15 protein-coding genes and 5 tRNA genes are annotated in these 17,401 nt (G+C 50.6%); 16 read left to right on the plus strand and 4 right to left on the minus strand.

Annotated features, from left to right (window positions below; translation table 11 throughout):
- Positions 1-33: 33 nt before the first annotated feature.
- Complete coding sequence (hemA, locus tag CX664_RS00375) at positions 34-1,338, minus strand: glutamyl-tRNA reductase (protein WP_101744874.1); 1,305 nt, start codon at positions 1,336-1,338, stop codon at positions 34-36.
- Positions 1,339-1,752: 414 nt separating this feature from the next.
- Between hemA and CX664_RS00380 the strand changes: the two genes are divergently transcribed.
- Together CX664_RS00380 and lolB are read left to right on the plus strand one after the other, a co-directional pair.
- A complete protein-coding gene (locus tag CX664_RS00380; RefSeq protein ID WP_163369438.1) occupies positions 1,753-3,582 on the plus strand; it encodes a tetratricopeptide repeat protein in 1,830 nt (609 codons plus the stop codon).
- A gap of 86 nt (positions 3,583-3,668) precedes the next feature.
- On the plus strand, positions 3,669-4,292 hold the full coding sequence (gene lolB / locus CX664_RS00385) for a lipoprotein insertase outer membrane protein LolB (RefSeq protein ID WP_180966332.1): 624 nt from the start codon (positions 3,669-3,671) through the stop codon (positions 4,290-4,292).
- A gap of 58 nt (positions 4,293-4,350) precedes the next feature.
- Here the strand turns inward: lolB and CX664_RS00390 are convergent, their stop codons facing one another.
- Positions 4,351-4,815 (minus strand): hypothetical protein, encoded by a 465-nt coding sequence (locus tag CX664_RS00390; protein ID WP_101744806.1) that lies wholly within the window; start codon positions 4,813-4,815, stop codon positions 4,351-4,353.
- Between the two features lie 30 nt (positions 4,816-4,845).
- Here CX664_RS00390 and ispE point away from each other — a divergent pair, with 30 nt between their 5' ends.
- From ispE to pth, 5 genes are all read left to right on the plus strand, one after another.
- Positions 4,846-5,814, plus strand: a complete 969-nt coding sequence (gene ispE / locus CX664_RS00395) for a 4-(cytidine 5'-diphospho)-2-C-methyl-D-erythritol kinase (protein WP_101744807.1) — start codon at positions 4,846-4,848, stop codon at positions 5,812-5,814.
- An 85-nt stretch (positions 5,815-5,899) separates the two neighbouring features.
- Positions 5,900-5,974, plus strand: a tRNA-Gln gene (locus CX664_RS00400).
- 144 nt (positions 5,975-6,118) lie between these two features.
- Positions 6,119-7,060 (plus strand): ribose-phosphate pyrophosphokinase, encoded by a 942-nt coding sequence (locus tag CX664_RS00405; RefSeq protein WP_101744808.1) that lies wholly within the window; start codon positions 6,119-6,121, stop codon positions 7,058-7,060.
- A 146-nt stretch (positions 7,061-7,206) separates the two neighbouring features.
- On the plus strand, positions 7,207-7,821 hold the full coding sequence (locus CX664_RS00410; protein WP_101744875.1) for a 50S ribosomal protein L25/general stress protein Ctc: 615 nt from the start codon (positions 7,207-7,209) through the stop codon (positions 7,819-7,821).
- 15 nt (positions 7,822-7,836) lie between these two features.
- A complete protein-coding gene (gene pth, locus CX664_RS00415; RefSeq protein ID WP_101744809.1) occupies positions 7,837-8,451 on the plus strand; it encodes an aminoacyl-tRNA hydrolase in 615 nt (204 codons plus the stop codon).
- 20 nt (positions 8,452-8,471) lie between these two features.
- Here pth and CX664_RS00420 read toward each other — a convergent pair whose 3' ends face one another.
- A complete protein-coding gene (locus CX664_RS00420) occupies positions 8,472-9,473 on the minus strand; it encodes a D-alanine--D-alanine ligase family protein (protein ID WP_101744810.1) in 1,002 nt (333 codons plus the stop codon).
- A 70-nt stretch (positions 9,474-9,543) separates the two neighbouring features.
- Positions 9,544-10,821: a hypothetical protein gene (locus CX664_RS00425; protein ID WP_101744811.1), complete on the minus strand. Its 1,278-nt coding sequence runs from the start codon at positions 10,819-10,821 to the stop codon at positions 9,544-9,546.
- A 226-nt stretch (positions 10,822-11,047) separates the two neighbouring features.
- Between CX664_RS00425 and trpR the strand changes: the two genes are divergently transcribed.
- From trpR to cls, 9 genes are all read left to right on the plus strand, one after another.
- Positions 11,048-11,320, plus strand: a complete 273-nt coding sequence (gene trpR, locus CX664_RS00430; RefSeq protein WP_101744812.1) for a trp operon repressor — start codon at positions 11,048-11,050, stop codon at positions 11,318-11,320.
- Positions 11,321-11,425: 105 nt separating this feature from the next.
- On the plus strand, positions 11,426-12,688 hold the full coding sequence (locus tag CX664_RS00435) for an amino acid permease (RefSeq protein ID WP_101744813.1): 1,263 nt from the start codon (positions 11,426-11,428) through the stop codon (positions 12,686-12,688).
- Between the two features lie 146 nt (positions 12,689-12,834).
- Entirely contained in the window at positions 12,835-13,926 is a 1,092-nt protein-coding gene (ychF, locus tag CX664_RS00440; RefSeq protein ID WP_101744814.1) for a redox-regulated ATPase YchF, read from the plus strand.
- Positions 13,927-14,094: 168 nt separating this feature from the next.
- Positions 14,095-14,171: transfer RNA gene (locus CX664_RS00445), tRNA-Met, on the plus strand.
- A 103-nt stretch (positions 14,172-14,274) separates the two neighbouring features.
- Positions 14,275-14,349: transfer RNA gene (locus tag CX664_RS00450), tRNA-Gln, on the plus strand.
- 105 nt (positions 14,350-14,454) lie between these two features.
- Positions 14,455-14,531 (plus strand) — tRNA-Met (locus CX664_RS00455).
- 31 nt (positions 14,532-14,562) lie between these two features.
- Positions 14,563-14,637, plus strand: a tRNA-Gln gene (locus tag CX664_RS00460).
- Between the two features lie 161 nt (positions 14,638-14,798).
- A complete protein-coding gene (locus CX664_RS00465) occupies positions 14,799-15,575 on the plus strand; it encodes a TSUP family transporter (RefSeq protein WP_101744815.1) in 777 nt (258 codons plus the stop codon).
- Positions 15,576-15,815: 240 nt separating this feature from the next.
- The gene (gene cls / locus CX664_RS00470; protein WP_101744816.1) at positions 15,816-17,282 is read left to right on the plus strand and encodes a cardiolipin synthase; all 1,467 of its coding nucleotides are present in this window, start codon (positions 15,816-15,818) and stop codon (positions 17,280-17,282) included.
- Positions 17,283-17,401 lie beyond the last annotated feature (119 nt).

The following is a 17,401-nucleotide window of genomic DNA, read 5'->3' on the forward strand; positions in this document are numbered from 1 at the left end:
AGGTGTCTATATAAGGGTAGATTCAGAATGCCATCAGGCATCCTGAGTTGAATCGGATTGACGACTGGGGCTCAGGCCCAGAAGTTTTTCGGCCCACTCCAGCTTTTCATGCTGCCCTTTTGCGGCAGCATTTTTCAGCTGTACGCTGGGGTGGTGCATCAGTTTGTTGGTCAGCGAGCGGGCAAATTGCTGCAGTACTTCTTCCGGACTGACGCCCCTGGCCAGCCATTGCAGTGCTTTCTCAAGCTCCAGGTCTCTGATCGCTTCGGTGCTCTGGCGATAGTTGCGTAACAGGCTGACGGCATCCAGCGCACGCAGGCGGGTCATGAATTCAAAGGTATCGGCCTCAATAATGCGTTCAGCCTGTTGGGCCGCATTTTTGCGCTGTTGCAGATTGTCTTCAATTGCATCCTGCAAGTCATCTACTGTGTAGAGAAAAACATCAGCCAGATCACTTACCTCGGGTTCAATGTCCCGGGGAACCGCAATATCCACCATAAACATGGGGTTGTGTTTTCTCTGCTTCAGCGCCTTTTCAACCGTTCCTTTGCCGAGCACCGGTACCGGGCTGGCGGTGGAGCTGATAACAATATCGCTTTCATGGAGTATGTGCGGCAGGTCCGACAGCAGGACGGCTTTTCCGCCAAACATGTCGGTCAAGCGCCGGGCTCGCTCCAAAGTACGGTTGGCCACGATGATATTGGCAACGCCCTGCTGGCACAGGTGTCGTGCGGTCAGTTCAATGGTCTCGCCGGCTCCGATCAGTAATGCCGTATTTTCGCTGAGGTCAGAAAAAATCTGCTTGGCCAGTCCGGTAGCGGCATAGGCAACGGATACCGGCTGCGCGTTGATAGCGGTTTCTGTACGAATCTGTTTGGCCGTGGTGAAGCTGTGCTGAAATAATCGATTCAGGCCAGGGCCGGTGGTTTCGGCTTCCTGTGCGCTGGCGTATGCGGATTTTAGTTGCCCCAGAATCTGGGGTTCGCCAAGCACCATGGAGTCAAGCCCACAGGCAACCCGCATCAGGTGGCGGACCGCCTGTTCATCATGAAAGAGGTAGCTGTGTTCTGATAGTAATTTGCCGTTGGTCTGATGGTAACCACTCAGCCAGTCAATCAGTTTGTCGTAGCACTGTCTGACTGTTTCGGCTCCGGAGCTGTGAATAGCACAGTAGATTTCGGTACGATTGCAGGTAGACAGGATGGCAATTTCTTCGATACCAGTTTGGATTCTGGCGCTTTGCAGCGCATCGGACAGCTGCTCAGCAGAAAAGGCGACCTGTTCCCTCAATGTGATTGGTGCTGTCCTGTGATTGATACCGGCGGTAATATACCCCATCAGACCTCTGTTGCTGTCCAGGTTCACTGCTACTATAGATTGGCTGACATATCCGTACCCGGATTATGAGGCGTTCATTGCCATCTGGGCAGGGAGTTATGTCGCTCAATTGTTCATTTGAAAATGCTTTCAGAGGCGCATTCCCTGTTGAAGTGGGCAAGGCCTGACATTTTCTGCTTAAGGCTTTCTTTCAGGAAAGCTCTTGATTGCTGGAGTGTTGTGCAAATCCTGCTTATGTTTTTTCTGGCTTATGACCTTGTCCGATACTTCAATCGCAGTTATCAGGTTCACACTCAGGAGCGGGGCTGCTGGATTGATGGGTGTTTCGGCCGATCAATTCTGCAATGGAAAGCGTGTAACTGCAAACTCTCTTCACGTTTTTTAATGGAAATCAGGGGAAAGGGCATACCATCCATGATTAGAACGATTGCCGGGGCTGAATTATTCATCAACGGGGCTGAGGTTTTCAGAAAATACTGTAAAAAGTTGATGCTTGTTTTTGCTGTTTTCCTGGCGGGTTGTGCCAGTAAGAATGTTCAGCAAGTGGATCATAGCGCTGTAACTGCAACGAACGGTCAATCACAGGTCGGGGTTGATGAGCCTGTTACCCCTTTTGCCGCGGAGACGCTTTATGATTTGCTGGTGGCAGAGATTGGTGGCCAGCGTCAGCGTTATGATCTGGCACTGGGCAATTATTTGAAACAGGCACACAAAACCAGAGATATTGGCGTAGCCAGGAGAGCCTACCAGGTTGCCGTTTATGTAGGGGCAAGACAGGCCGCGCTGGATGCTTCATTACTCTGGGTTGAACTGGAACCGGAAAACCCGGATGCACTGCATGGGTCTTCTCTTGAGCTAGTGTATGCCGGTCAGTATGACCGGGCCTTTGCCCGGATGAGTCAACAACTTTCTTTAGGGGGCAGCCCGGCCTTTGATGTGCTTGCCAGTGCCGCTGGCAACGATCAGGGGCGGCAGGCTAAAGATAGCCAGCTTGAACTTATCCAACAGTTTGACCAATTGTCTCAGGCTTACCCGGATTATCCTGTGTTGAAGTTGGGTAGGGCCATTTTGCGTCAGCAGACCGGTGCGTTTGAATCAGCACTGACTCTGGCTAATGAGCTTCTGCGGCAGGATCGCGGGTTTGTCCCTGCCATGATGGTGAAAGGGCGGGCCTTACACAAATTGAAGCGGGATGCTGAAGCCGAAATTATGCTTGCTGACGCGATTCGGCGTCACCCGGATAAAAACCGGCTGCGATTGTTATATGGCAGAGTTCTTGTTCATGCCGGTAAGCTCGACCTGGCAAGGAAACAGTTTGAAATTCTGCTTGAGAGGGCTCCCGGAGAGAGTGATATTGTCTTGTCTCTGGCACTTATCACCTCAGAAAATGGTCTGGAGCAGGAAGCTGTGCAGTACTTTGAACAGTTGTTGGCCCTTGGTGAGCGGAACAATACAGCCCATTACTATCTTGGACGTTTGAGTGAGAAGCAGCAAAAGTATTCTGCTGCCAAAGAACATTATCTTTCTGTCGGTCCCGGAAAGGAGTTTATGGCGGCTCAGGTGGCACTGACTCAGATGTTGGTTGGGCAGAACAAACTGGAGGAGGCGCTGACCCATGTGGGGGAAGCAAGAAGCCGTCATCCTGCCCGGATGGAGTCGCTTTTCCTGTTGGAGGGAGAGCTTCTGGTTAATGATCGTCAGCTGGGCAAGGCGCTGATATTGTTTGAACGGGCGCTTAAAACAAACCCTGAATCGGTCAATCTTCTCTATTCAAGAGCGATGGTTTATGAAAAGCTGGATGATCTGGAGGGGTTAGAGAAGGATTTGCGTTCTATTCTGGCGTTTGATCCTGACAATGCTGCGGCATTGAATGCCCTGGGCTATACCCTGGCTGATCGAACCGACCGGGTTAAAGAAGCTGAAGCGCTGATTTTACAGGCTTATGATTTGAACAGCGAGGATCCGGCTATCCTGGACAGCATGGGGTGGGTGCAGTTTCGCCTCGGGAATCTGGATCAGGCAGAGAAGTATTTGAGAATGGCATACAGCCAGTTTCCTGATGCGGAGATCGCTGCTCACCTGGGTGAGGTGCTCTGGGTGAAAGGTGAGCAGGATGCTGCCCGGTCTCTATGGGCAGAAGCGCTGCGGAAAAGCCCTGATAGTCAGATTTTAAAGGATACGATGGGGCGGCTCACAGGGGGTGATCCCAAGAGCCAGGCAGAAACAGTCAGTACTGCGCAGTGATTTTTTTAACAGTAAATGCCACGCCTTCAGTGGTCTGAAGAAGATTTTGCGGTGTGTGCGCATAAAGTAGCTTGGTGTATATGGGAATGAGTGTTGATAAGTACTTTTCTGGTTTGAGAATTTTACTGGTTCTGTGTGTTTTTATCCTTGTCGGCTGTGCTTCCCGAACGGTTGATTCGGGCAGGCAGGTCAGTGGCGAAGAGAGAGAGCAGCGCTGGCAGAGGCACCAGGAACGTTTGGGGTTGATTCAGGCCTGGGATATGACCGGGCGTCTTAACATGAAGGTTCCAGGGCAATCAGGTACGATGTCGCTTGACTGGCAACAACAAGGTGATCAATACAGGTTGGCTCTGGATGGCCCCCTGGGTGCATCCATTGCCCGTATCTCAGGGGGGCGTCAGGGTGTGTCGGTCACTGCCTCGGATGAAACCCGTTATGGTCCGTCACCGGAGATGCTGCTGTATTCGCTGACCGGGTGGCAGTTTCCAGTCAGTAATTTAAGGTATTGGGTCAGAGGGCTGCCAGCTCCTGGCAATGATGCCAGAATCCGGCTGAATAACCTTGGCTATCCGGACAAAATTGAACAGCAGGGCTGGGTGGTTGCTTACCAGCAATACGGATTGAGTGGCAGTCAGCGATTACCTGTCCGCCTGGTTGTAAGCCGTGGTGATGTTCGATTGAGTCTGATAGTGAGTAGCTGGCAGCTTTAATACTGCCAGTCAGTTTTTGCCTATGTTAATGGTGGCAAGTGGGGAGGTCACTCCCGGGTCAGAGTATTTCCCAGATGCCTTCCGGGTTGTATTGAGAAATGGTTATTAATCTGTCTAACACTCTATAAACGGTATCGTGGTAGCTTCCATAGCCATTTGGTGGGTTCAGGGCCTCCATTGCAGCCCTGTTTTCGACCATGTAGTTGCGAATTTCCAATAATGGCTTTACCGCACGGCTTCCTGTCATGCCTTCGATAACATGTATTCCTGCACCTGGTTTTGCAGCACAAAACATTGGTGTTACGTTATAGGAACAATTGACGAAAGTATCGTCACCATACCCTTTCATCTGAAAGTCATAGCCCATAATTACCATCCTCGTTTGAGTCAGGGTGAATGATTTGCAATTAAGTGATGGGTCAAAAGTGGTCAATAAGACCTTGTTTTCCGGTGTTAAGTTCAAGGTCGGATGTTTTTCTTCGAGTACTTTTGTCTTAATGCTTTCTTGGGCATTTTGAGCCATTATGACGGTGTTTTTTTTGGAGTATTCTGGATGCTGACAGAATTAGTGTTGCCAGCCCCTGCCAAGTTGAACCTGTTTCTGCATATCACTGGCCGCAGACCTGATGGCTATCATAATCTGCAAACACTTTTTCAATGTCTGGATTTTGGTGATCAGCTGACTATCACCAGCAGTGATTCGGGTATTGAGCTGGTTACTGACCTTGAAGGAGTGGAGCATGAGGATAATCTGATTGTTAAGGCCGCCCGTCTTCTGCAACAGGAGACCGGTTGTCGTCTTGGTGCAAAGATTCATCTTGATAAACAGCTGCCCATGGGGGGAGGGCTTGGTGGTGGTAGTTCCAATGCTGCGACCACTCTGTTAGGACTTAATGCCTTGTGGGGGCTGAGCCTTACAATTGATCATCTGGCGGCACTTGGTTTAAAACTGGGGGCCGATGTTCCGGTGTTTGTGCGCGGGCACAGCGCTTTTGCCGAAGGGGTGGGTGAAATTCTCACTCCAGTCGAGCTTCAGGAAGCGTGGTTTCTGGTTCTGGTTCCCAATGCCCAGGTGAATACCGCTGCGATGTATGGCCACAGTGAATTGACAAGAGATTCATTGCCGATTACAGTGCGCGACGTCCTTGAACGAGAGGGTGCGGCCCTTGATCAGGCTCCGGGTAACTACCAGGGGCAGCATCACAGGCATCAGCGGCGAAACGATTTCGAACCTCTGGTTCGTTCACTGTATCCCGAGGTTGATAAAACGCTCTCTCTGTTGGATAATCTCGCAGATTCAAGCATCGGGCGGGCCATGATGAGTGGTTCCGGGGCATCGGTATTTGCCCGGTTTGCCAGTCGTGAACAGGCGTTAACGGCACAGGCTGAACTGACTCACAGCGTCACTCGTCCTGAGATTGCAGAGGATACATCAAAGCTACACAGCTTCGTGGCGCGCGGCATTAATCGTTCGCCCCTGCATACGGCTTTGCAGCAGGCAGGTTTTACGCTTACTGCGTAATCTGTTTGTTTATCGCTCAAGACTGTTTTGGTGTTAACTACGATAAATCGGCCTGGATTGTGCGCGGATTGATAAAGAGATTTACTGGGGTGTCGCCAAGCGGTAAGGCATCAGGTTTTGATCCTGACATGCGGGGGTTCGAATCCCTCCACCCCAGCCAGTATTCTGTCCGTGTTCTCCGTCACACCGAAAGTCGTCTCCTGTCATCTATTGATGCTGATTTTTCAGGCAGTGCCCTGCCTGAACCCTCTCTCGTTACTCGATTTTTCCACCTACGCCCAGTACCCAAGCAAGGTAATTTCCCGTGTCGAAAATGATGGTGTTTGCCGGCAGCTCAAATCCGGATTTGGTTCACAAAGTTGTCAATCACCTGCATATCCCACTTGGCAAGGCTTACGTTGGCCGTTTCAGTGATGGCGAGTGCGCCGTAGAAATCCAGGAAAATGTCCGTGGCCGGGATGTATTCATCATCCAGTCAACCTGTGCGCCGACCAATGATAACCTGATGGAGCTGCTGGTAATGGCGGATGCCATGCGTCGCTCTTCGGCGGTTCGTGTAACGGCCGTTCTGCCTTATTTTGGTTATGCCCGCCAGGATCGTCGCCCCCGTTCCAGCCGTGTACCGATCAGTGCCAAAGTGGTGGCGGATATGATTGCCGGTGTGGGTGTGGATCGTGTGTTAACGGTTGACCTGCATGCGGACCAGATTCAGGGCTTCTTCGATATCCCTGTGGATAACGTCTACGGTTCACCCATTCTTCTGGACGATATTGAGCGTCGTAATTACAGTGATGTGATGGTGGTTTCACCAGACCATGGGGGTGTCGTTCGTGCCCGTGCCGTGGCCAAGCGATTGAACTCTGACCTGGCTATTATCGATAAGCGCCGCCCAGAGGCCAACAAGAGTGAAGTCATGAATATCATCGGTGATGTGTCCGGGCGCACCTGTATTCTTGTTGACGATATGGTGGATACTGCCGGTACCCTGTGTCAGGCCGCTGCCGCCCTGAAAGAGAAGGGAGCAAAAGCCGTTTATGCCTACTGTACTCACCCGATCCTCTCTGGCCGTGCCCTGGAAAATGTTGCCAACTCCCAGCTGGATGAGCTGGTGGTGACCAACACCATTCCTCTGAGTCCGGCAGCCCAGGCGCTGGATAAGATCCGTCAGCTGGATATGTCAACTCTGCTGGCTGAGTCTGTTCGTCGTATCAGTAATGCCGAATCCATTAGTGCGATGTTTCAGTAAATACCCAGTCTGGTGCGGGAAACATATTTTGCTTTTTTACGCCATGCCGGTATGATATCGCACCTTTGAATCCCTTTGGGGGATTCTGTTTGAACAGCCTGACGCTGCCTGGTCGCAAGGTGGCGGCAGGTCTATTGGAGATTATCATGTCTGAAGCAATCGTTTTAAACGCAACAGCGCGTAAGGATATCGGGAAAGGTGCGAGCCGCCGCCTCCGTCGTGCTGACCTGGTGCCTGGTATCATCTACGGTGGTGAAGCTGAGCCGGTACAGATCACTCTGGAAGGTAAAGCCATCCGTAAGGTTCTGGAAGTTGAAGCTTTCTACTCTCAGGTTCTGACTCTGACGGTCGATGGCACCAGGCAGCAGGCTATCCTGAAGGACCTGCAGCGTCATCCGGCTAAAGAGTTCGCCATGCACATGGACTTCCTGCGTGTTGATGCGGACCATGAGATCACTACCAACGCTCCTCTGCACTTCATCAATGAAGAAGAGTGTGTCGGTGTGAAGGCGGGTGGTGCGATCGTACACAACCGTGTGGATCTGGAAATCAAGTGTCTGCCAGGTGACCTGCCAGAGTTCATCGAAGTTGACATGGCCAAGGTTGAAGTGGGCGGCCACGTTCACCTGAGCGATCTGACCATTCCAGCGGGCGTTGAAGTTATCGCTCACGGTCAGGATCTGGATATTGCCAGTGTTCAGGCTACTCGTGGTGGTTCTGACGAAGAAGCATCTGCTGAAGAAGCAGCTGGCGAAGAGTAAGCAGAAGGAGGCGTTATGGCAAAATCTTCGGAGCTTTTACCCTCAAATGAGTCGATTCGACTGGTTGTGGGTCTGGGAAATCCCGGAGCACAGTACGAAGATACCCGCCATAATGCCGGCTTCTGGTACGTTGAGCAGTTAGCAAGAAGCCACGGTGCTATCTTGCAGCCAGAAAAGAAGTTTTTTGGCATGACTGCCAGGGTGCTGATAGGCGGACAGGAAGTTCGCCTGCTCAATCCTGGAACCTTTATGAATCGAAGTGGTCAGGCTGTTGGTGCCATGGCGACTTTCTTTAAAATCCCTCCTGAATCGATCCTTGTGGTTCACGATGAGCTTGATCTGCCCGCTGGCGTTGGCCGCTTGAAGCAGGGTGGTGGCCATGGTGGTCATAACGGTCTCAGAGATATTATCTCTTCCCTTGGTAACAGTCGTGAGTTTTTACGGCTTCGTCTTGGCATCGGCCATCCCGGCAACAGCAAAGATGTGGTGAACTATGTGTTGACCAAACCATCGGTTGCAGAGCGGCAAAAGATTGATGCGGTTATTGTTGAATCGATCCGGGTCACACCTGAAGCCTTGAATGGCAAACGATCCAAAGCGGTGCAGGAGTTGCATACGTTTTCTGTCTGAGAATTTCCACTATTACCTGTTTACTGACTTGAAACATTCAATTCGGGAATTGGCCAGTAATCATTGCCATTAAACGGTTCCTCCTTTCTCAGCATGGCGTTGTCGATCAATCGGCAGATCAGTTCCTCAAACTCTATTCCGGCATGCCTTGCTCCATCGGGAAACAGGCTGGTGGGCGTCATTCCGGGAAGATTATTGATTTCAGCAAAGATCGGCTCTCCGTTTTCGGGAACCATAAAGTCGGAGCGGCTGATATCCCGGCAGCGAAGCAGTTGGTGTGCCTGCAGGGCGATCTCCTGAACTCTTTTTTTCTGATAATCCGAAATACGGGCGGGAATAATATGTTCACTCAGGCCCGGTGTGTAGCGATGGGTATAGTCGTACCAGGCATTATCAGGCGTGATGATTTCTGTGGTTGGCAGCACCTGTGGGCTATCCAGCTCAAGTACCCCGGCGGTGACTTCTCTGCCATGAATAAATGTCTCCACCAATAGTTGCTCATCTTTCTCAAAGCCGCTTCTGAGCCGTTCTTCCAGCTCTTTCTCGCCCTTGGCAAACTGGATGCCGATACCGGACCCCTGGGCGAAGGGCTTGATAATCACCTTCTCCCCGAGGGCTTCAATGCATTGGCTGACGGACCGGTTTAACGGGTCTCCACGAGAAACGATACAGTCTTTTGCCATGGGGATGCTCGCAGCCTGTAAAATACGCTTGGTAGCGACTTTGTCCAGGGCGCAGGCACTACCCAGGACCGTTGAGCCAACGTAAGGGATGCCCATAATCTCAAGAAGCCCCTGCAGGCAGCCATCCTCTCCCATGGGCCCGTGGGCGACGGGAAAAACCACATCGACCTGGTGGAGGGCCAGGTTGGCAGGCAGCATCTTGTCCAGTTCAAGAGTGACTACTTTTTGATAGTTTTTCTCCAGAGGCGGGCTGATGCGACCCGCAGAGAGTCTTGAAACACTGGCTTCAGGGGAAGGACCGCCACAAATGATTCCCACGGTAATACTTCTGTCTGGCATCTAGTGATCCACAAGATTAAGGGTACAGTTCATCAAATGTAGTTGTTTTTGTTGTCCTGCATGTTGTTAATTAATATTCCGAGGTTGCCCAGCGATAAAATCCAGAGGCCAGAATGATGCCCAGCCCGGCTTTCATAACGGTATAGATGTGAGGGGATGATGAGAGGTAGCTGGCAATAATATAAAAAAGCATGGCTGTACTTGCGATTTCTACGGTAGCCAGAATGCCTCCTGCGGCACCCGTCAGGCTGGGAATGCTTTGCATGCCTAAAGTATGGCTAATAGTGCCTGTCATTGGACTGGAGCCTTTCCAGAGTTTGCTGATATAGGGGTGCCTTTGGGCATAATCGGGGAGATCGTATAGGGAGGGAAATTCCTCGATTATTTCCCAGTCATTAACCAGTGCAGTCAGATAATGCCTGTCATCAGTGGAAGTTATCAGTGCGGCTGGTTGAGCATCAAAACGGGTGTTGCCTTTGCTCTCTTCGGCAAACTGTAATTGCCTGGCGGCTGCTATAAGCTGAGTGATCTCTTGCGATTCTGGCCTTGCAGTTGTTTCACTATTCAGGAAGTGCATATGGTTTCTGAGGAGTAAAGAACTGTAGGTTGCAGTAAGCTCGCTCCCGGTGTTGCCACTTCTATCGTATAGCTGAGCCGTTGCTATTTCTGTTGGTATTGCACCAACGCCTCGTTTGCTTAGAGAAAGAACGGCCACCGCTGGTACCACGTTGATAGTGCCATTTTCGACCCTGTGGCATAGAAGGGCGTCGACGGTTGAAGTTCCGTCAAAATGTAATTCATTTAACACTCTGATGATTTTTGGTGTGGCTGCTCTGGTCGGTTGCCAGGTTTCATCGGTTTCGTTTTCGGTTTCTGTGTGGCTTGGTGTAATAAGAGAAAGGTGGGAGATTTTTTTGATTCGCTGGTCGTGGCAATAATAGTTATTTGAAAGTTGATGAGAGCTGTCAGGCAAAACAATGGGCGGGGAGCATGGGTCGATAAAGTAATCCGCCGGGGCAAGCACTCGATCGTTGCCAATGAGAATACCTTTTGCGATTCTTTTTTCCCTGGCAAGGGGGTTGCCCTTGCAGTGGTCAAAGTGAGCGGTAATGACTGGTGCGGCGTTGGAATGCTTTTCAAGGGTGTAGCCGGTGGCAGTGAGATATGAATCAGCAGGCTCACCGGTTGCCATTGGTTGAGTGCTTTCTGCTGCAATGGCTGTGAGTGGCAAAGCTGTCAGTGCAAGTATCAGTTTAAACATAACGGTTTTGAGCAATTGTTTCACAGGATTGTCGCCTTGGTTATTCAGGTAATACACCTTGTTACAGTTGAAACGGCTTGCCTCCATGGGGTGGTCACAAGCGCTTTTGGGTAATTCGTTTTAATGTTGAGCGCTTGGACATTTTTTTGTGCGAATAATTCTATTTTTTGCGAACGACCATAAATTTGTTTGGCCGGGGCCTGAATTTCTGATTATTTTGATTGTGATTTTTAGTGGTTTCCGCAATATCGGCAATGAGTGTACTTTTGTACTGTTACATCAGTACAGGCGGCTGAGATAAATTGAACAAGGCATGAAAACTGAGTCCTGGTTTCAGGTAATCAAACTGCTGAAGAGCCAGCAGGATGTGGAAGCGCTCCATGAAATTATGGCGGTGTTACTGACTCGTGAAGAACGGGAAGCGATTGGCTCAAGGCTGGCCATTATGCGGGCCCTGATTTCGGGAAAAGAGTCTCAACGGGAGATCGCTGCGCGGATCGGGGTGAGTATCGCCAAAGTAACCCGCGGTTCAAATTATCTGAAAACGCTGTCTGCTACTGAAATAGCCATGATTGAACAGATTTAAATAGTTAGTGTCTTATTAGAAAACAGCCTTGAGCCGAAAACAGCCTTGAGCCGAAAACAGCCATGAGCTGGATAAGCAAATAGACCCACAGCAGTAGGAATAAGAATGTCTGAAGCAGTTATAACGGAAAGTTCTGCGGGCTCTGCCGGGAAGCAGGGTTCGGTTCTTGGAGGAATGGTGATCGTTGCTGGAACCGCGATTGGTGCCGGAATGTTTTCACTGCCAGTAGCCACCAGCGGTCTCTGGTTTGGTTACTCAATGCTGCTGATGGTCTTTACCTGGTATTGCATGTACAGCGCATCACTCTACCTGTTGGAAGCCAATCTGCGCTTTCCTTTGGGGGCGAGTTTTGACTCTATTGCCGAGGGCACCATTGGTTCTTTTGGTCGTATTGTTAACGGTGCTTCTGTTGCCTTTCTCTGTTACATCCTGACTTACGCTTACATCTCGGGCGGCAGTTCCATTATTACTTATTTCCTGGAAGCCGTGGATGGTGTTTCTCTTTCTCCACCGATGGCCAGCTTTGTTTTTGCCCTGGTGCTTGCCGCTATCGTAATGACCGGAACCCGTGCCGTTGACCGGGTCAGTACGGTGCTGATTGGTGGAATGGTGATTACCTTTCTGTGGAGTATCAGTGGCTTACTGGGCAATGCGTCCTCTGACAATCTGATGCCGGGCCTGTCGTTTGCCGAGGTGTCTCCATTCTCTTTCGGAGCGTTGGGCTTTCTGACCGTCAGTTTCGGTATGCAGACCGCTGTGCCCAGTATCACCCGCTACCTCAATAAGGATGGCAAACAGGTAAGGTTTGCCCTTTTGACTGGCTCGCTGCTGGCCCTGGCGTTTTATGCCCTGTGGCAGTTCAGTTTCTTTGGCAATCTGCCCCGTGAGGCGTTTCCGGCCATTATTGCTGCCGGAGGCAATATTGGGGATATGTTGGGCGCACTTTCCGAGTCTGGGCTGAATGTAAATGTATCCAATGTGTTGCAGTGGTTTGCCAATATGGCAGTGGCCAGCTCATTCCTGGGTGTTGCCCTGTGTCTGTTTGATTACATTGCAGACTTGTTCGGTTTCGACAGCAGCTTTGTGGGCCGGTTAAAAACAGCCGCCATTACGTTTATTCCGCCAACCCTATTGGGTGTATTCCTGCCTAATGGTTTTATTACTGCCATTGGCTTCGCCGGGCTGGTGCTGGTTGTTTTCTGTATTCTCTCTCCGGTAGTGATGGCCTGGGTTGGCCGTCAGCGGGGTGAGGGTGGCTATCAGGTGCCGGGCGGGACCGTGAGAATGGCGCTGATCTTCCTCTTTGGCATTGTGGCTATAGTGCTGGCGGGGCTTGATTTGATGGGGGCTCTGCCGAAGTTTGGCTGATGCCTGTTTGATGTGATTGGATTGAACGCCCGGAGAGTATCTCTCCGGGCGTTTTTTTATCGGCCGATATAAAATTTCTGAAATTTTTTCCCCCAGTCTTTATAATTCGCCCCCATTAACTATCTTCAGGAGCGAGCAGAAGCGCTATGGGTTTCAAATGTGGCATCGTTGGATTGCCAAACGTTGGTAAATCAACGCTATTTAATGCCTTAACCAAGGCGGGTATTGATGCAGAGAACTTTCCGTTCTGCACCATTGAGCCCAATGCCGGTGTTGTTGCCATGCCAGACCCCCGTCTGGATAAGCTGGCGGCAATCGTTAAACCTCAGCGAGTGTTGCCGACCACCATGGAGTTTGTGGACATCGCGGGTCTTGTTGAAGGCGCTTCCAAAGGGGAAGGACTGGGTAACAAGTTTCTGGCGAATATCCGTGAGACGGATGCAATTGCCCATGTGGTTCGTTGCTTTGCCAATGACAATGTTATTCATGTGGCCAACAAGATTGATCCCCGTGCGGATATTGAAATCATCAATATGGAACTGGTGCTGGCGGATCTGGAAAGCTGCGAAAAACAGCTGCAGCGTGTTGCCCGTTCTGCCAAAGGTGGTGATAAGGATTCCGTAGTCCAGAAGGGGCTGCTGGAAAAAATCATTCCGCATCTGGAAGCTGGTAATCCGGTTCGCTCTCTGGATATGAGTGATGATGAGCGTAAGCTTGTTCGTTTATTTCACCTGCTGACCATCAAGCCCACCATGTATATTGCCAATGTGGATGAGGATGGTTTTGAGGATAACGAATACCTGGACACCGTTCGGGAAATCGCTGCTCAGGAAGGGGCCGTGGTGGTGCCAATCTGCAACAAGCTGGAATCGGAAATTGCCGAACTGGATGATGACGAGCGAGCAGAGTTTCTTGCGGATCTTGGCATGGAAGAGCCTGGCTTGGATCGTGTTATCCGCGCAGGTTATGAACTGCTTGGTCTGCAAACCTACTTTACCGCAGGGGTGAAAGAGGTCAGGGCCTGGACGGTGAAGGTGGGTGCCACTGCGCCGCAGGCTGCCGGTGTTATTCATACTGATTTTGAGCGTGGTTTTATTCGTGCGGAAGTCACCGGCTATGATGATTTCATTAAATATAATGGTGAGCAGGGTGCCAAAGAAGCTGGCCGTCTGCGTGTAGAAGGCAAAGCGTATATTGTTCAGGATGGTGATGTTATGCACTTCCTGTTTAACGTTTGAGCCTGTCTGAAAAAAAACGACGGAAGAAGGCACGCGAAAGCGTGCCTTTTTTCGTTGTGCCAGTGCATCGAGTATTTGCCTGTCGTCGTGTTATGAATCTGCGTTGCTTATAGGCTTTTTGCTTGACAGGCTCAGGTGAAATCACTAAAGTGCGCACCATCTTTCGGCGGCTAGGTAGCTCAGTTGGTTAGAGCACAGCACTCATAATGCTGGGGTCGGCAGTTCGAATCTGCCCCTAGCTACCATCTAATCTTTTCTGCAAGATTTATGGTGGTTGCTAAAACGAGTTTTCGTATAGTAGCATCGGAAGGCCTTTGTGAGCGAAGAGATAACAATTCGCTTATTTGCTGGGGTGTCGCCAAGCGGTAAGGCATCAGGTTTTGATCCTGACATGCGGGGGTTCGAATCCCTCCACCCCAGCCATTTATCCTGTTGTTGTAATAGTTGTTGTAACAGTTGTAGAGATAAAGACTGGCATGTTTCTTGACATGATCATTCTGAAGCACGACAATAGCGACCCGATTCAGTGGCTAGGTAGCTCAGTTGGTTAGAGCACAGCATTCATAATGCTGGGGTCGGCAGTTCGAATCTGCCCCTAGCTACCACTAATTCGGATATGCATCCTGCATAATCTGTTGGGGTGTCGCCAAGCGGTAAGGCATCAGGTTTTGATCCTGACATGCGGGGGTTCGAATCCCTCCACCCCAGCCATACAGAACCTTCCTGAGAAATCAGGAAGGTTTTTTTGTGTCTCTGTTTTTTAATAAGTAGATTCCGTTTGCTGCGGGGTGAACTTTATCTGAATATTTTTTGCTGGACGTTCTATTATTACGCTTCCATAAATTATCAACCTTTATCTGTAAGGATTGACCTTGGACGCAACCATTACTCTGGATCTTGTGCTTTTCCTTTTTGCTGTTGCCTCGGTGGCTGGATTTGTTGATTCCATTGCGGGTGGTGGGGGGCTGATATCAATGCCCGCGCTTCTGGCTGCCGGGCTTTCACCGGTTCAGGCGCTGGCAACCAATAAGCTTCAGGGGGCCGCTGGTACGCTGTCCGCCAGTGTTTACTTTATTTCCAAAGGTGCGGTTAACCTGCGGGAGATACGTCTGCCAATAGTGATGACCTTTATTGGTAGCATGATGGGGACGCTGCTGGTACAGAGGATTGATGCCGGGGTGCTGGAACAGGCCATTCCCTTCCTGCTGATCGGTATTGTCCTTTACTTTCTGTTTTCTCCACGACTGAGCTGTGACCAGTCACGGCAGTTGATCTCTCTGCCGGTGTTTGCGTTTACCGTGGCGTTGCTGATCGGTTTTTATGATGGCTTCTTTGGTCCGGGTACCGGTTCGTTTTTTACCATGGCGTTTGCAGGCTTGCTGGGGTATTCCATCACCAGTGCCACCGCTCATACCAAAGTTTTGAATTGCACCAGTAATCTGGCCTCTTTGCTGTTTTTCATTATTGGTGGGCATGCGGTCTGGGCAGTTGGTCTGGTGATGATAGTGGGTCAGGTTATTGGTGCCAGACTTGGCTCATATGTGGTACTTAGTCGCGGCGAGGCATTGATCCGTCCCATGATTGTCTGCGTGTCTCTGGCTATGACGGCCAAACTTCTTTGGGGTAATTATGGACATTTGCTCCAGTGAAAGGCATCTTGTTTGAAACCATTGTCCCTTTTTATCTGTCAAGGCTGCTCGCTACCGGGCAGCTTTGTGGGTAATGCCAGCTGAGTTTGCAAACCCCGTTATTCCCGGTGACTGGTTAGAAAGACAATAGTCTTGGCGGCTGGTTTATAGCCGGAGCAATGGCAACACCTCAACAGCCTCCTAGCCAGATCAGCCGGACAGTTGGGTAATTCAGCTGGTTTAATTTCGGAACTTTAGTACATGGAAACAACCTGGTATAGCTGGCTGTTTGGTGCTGCCTATTTAAGTGCCATTATTGCTTTTGCGGTTGTAGTGATTATGACCCGAAGGCCTGTGGGGGTTTCTCTGGCCTGGCTGGTGTTGCTGTTCGCGTTGCCGGTGGCAGGGTTTGTGCTGTATCTGTTATTGGGTTCTCCCCGCCTGGGCATTGGCCGGTTAAAGCGCATGCGCACACTGTATCCGGATTATGCCCAGTGGTATCAGCACCTGGCCCGGATTATCTCAGGTGGTGAGCCATCCCGCTGCCCGGTGACCAGTCATCATGGCATTTTCTCATTGGCAGAAAGAAGCATGAGTATTCCTTTGCTGCCGGGTAACCATCTGCAGCTCTTTTCAGATTTTGAAAACATTATCGAACACCTGCTGCGTGATATAGAAAATGCCCGGCAAAGTCTCTTGATTGAGTTCTATATATGGGAGCCGGTCGGTCGGGCTGAAGAGGTGGCGGAAGCGGTTATCCGCGCTTCCAGGCGAGGGGTTGATTGTCTGGTTGTGCTGGATAATGTCGGCAGTCGGGGTTTTTTGAATGGAGTATGGGCGCGTCGTTTTCGCCTTGAAGGGATCAGTGTTACCGCATCCATGTCAGCCGGCCCTCTGCGCATGCTGGTGGAGCGTATGGATATTCGTAACCATCGGAAGATTCTGGTGGTTGATGATCAGGTGGCCTGGACCGGCAGTTTTAACCTGGTAGATCCATCCCTGTTTAAGCAGGATGCTCAGGTCGGACAGTGGGTGGATGCCATGGTCAGGATTGATGGTGTTGCTGCCCATGTGCTCGGAGCCATCGTGCAGTGGGATAAGGCACTGGAAACCGGGCAGGGGCACCCCTCGTTCAACCGGCAGTATGAATACCCTTCGGCTGAGCATCGTGGCCGGGACGGTGCATTTGTACACGTTCTGCCATCCGGACCTGATGTGGACCGGGAAATGCTGCAGCAGGTTCTGCTGACGGCTATTTATGAAAGTCGTCAGGAACTCCTGATCAGTACACCGTATTTTGTGCCCGATGAGTCTTTGCTGACGGCCTTGAAGTCAGCAGCAATGCGTGGTGTTGATGTCCAGTTGCTGGTGCCAGAGAAAAATGACTCGAGAATGGTTCATCATGCCAGTCGCTCCTATTATCAGGAGTTGCTGCAGGCTGGCGTGACTATTCAGCAGTTCAGAGGGGGGTTGCTGCACACCAAGTGTGTTCTGGTGGACCGTGAAACAGCGCTGTTTGGTACCGTAAACCTGGATATGCGCAGTGTCTGGCTGAATTATGAAGTGACGTTGATTGTCTATGATGATGGCTTTGGTCAGCAGATATTTCATGTGCTCCAGTCGTATATGAATCAGGCGGGTGAGGTGGATATCAACCGCTGGTCCAACAGACCCTTTCGACGAAAACTTCTGGAAAATACTCTGCAGCTATTAAGCCCGCTGCTGTGATTGGATACTGCGCATGGCATTAATAGTGTTTACTAATTACGTTTAGTGCTTTTTTGAGAGAATACTCCTTGATTATCAATTAAATCACAATAAATCCTGCTTTTTTGTTATTTTTAGGT

It is taken from the genome of Endozoicomonas acroporae, assembly GCF_002864045.1.
GTDB classification, from domain to species: Bacteria; Pseudomonadota; Gammaproteobacteria; order Pseudomonadales; family Endozoicomonadaceae; genus Endozoicomonas; species Endozoicomonas acroporae.

Excerpts from the sequence above, each read along its gene's own strand:
- hemA (WP_101744874.1), bottom strand. The coding sequence starts at position 1,338 with ATGGGGTATATTACCGCCGGTATCAATCACAGGACAGCACCAATCACA.
- CX664_RS00380 (WP_163369438.1), top strand. The coding sequence starts at position 1,753 with ATGATTAGAACGATTGCCGGGGCTGAATTATTCATCAACGGGGCTGAG.
- lolB (WP_180966332.1), top strand. The coding sequence starts at position 3,669 with ATGAGTGTTGATAAGTACTTTTCTGGTTTGAGAATTTTACTGGTTCTG.
- CX664_RS00390 (WP_101744806.1), bottom strand. The coding sequence starts at position 4,815 with ATGGCTCAAAATGCCCAAGAAAGCATTAAGACAAAAGTACTCGAAGAA.
- ispE (WP_101744807.1), top strand. The coding sequence starts at position 4,846 with ATGCTGACAGAATTAGTGTTGCCAGCCCCTGCCAAGTTGAACCTGTTT.
- CX664_RS00410 (WP_101744875.1), top strand. The coding sequence starts at position 7,207 with ATGTCTGAAGCAATCGTTTTAAACGCAACAGCGCGTAAGGATATCGGG.
- pth (WP_101744809.1), top strand. The coding sequence starts at position 7,837 with ATGGCAAAATCTTCGGAGCTTTTACCCTCAAATGAGTCGATTCGACTG.
- CX664_RS00420 (WP_101744810.1), bottom strand. The coding sequence starts at position 9,473 with ATGCCAGACAGAAGTATTACCGTGGGAATCATTTGTGGCGGTCCTTCC.
- CX664_RS00425 (WP_101744811.1), bottom strand. The coding sequence starts at position 10,821 with ATGGAGGCAAGCCGTTTCAACTGTAACAAGGTGTATTACCTGAATAAC.
- trpR (WP_101744812.1), top strand. The coding sequence starts at position 11,048 with ATGAAAACTGAGTCCTGGTTTCAGGTAATCAAACTGCTGAAGAGCCAG.
- CX664_RS00435 (WP_101744813.1), top strand. The coding sequence starts at position 11,426 with ATGTCTGAAGCAGTTATAACGGAAAGTTCTGCGGGCTCTGCCGGGAAG.
- ychF (WP_101744814.1), top strand. The coding sequence starts at position 12,835 with ATGGGTTTCAAATGTGGCATCGTTGGATTGCCAAACGTTGGTAAATCA.
- cls (WP_101744816.1), top strand. The coding sequence starts at position 15,816 with ATGGAAACAACCTGGTATAGCTGGCTGTTTGGTGCTGCCTATTTAAGT.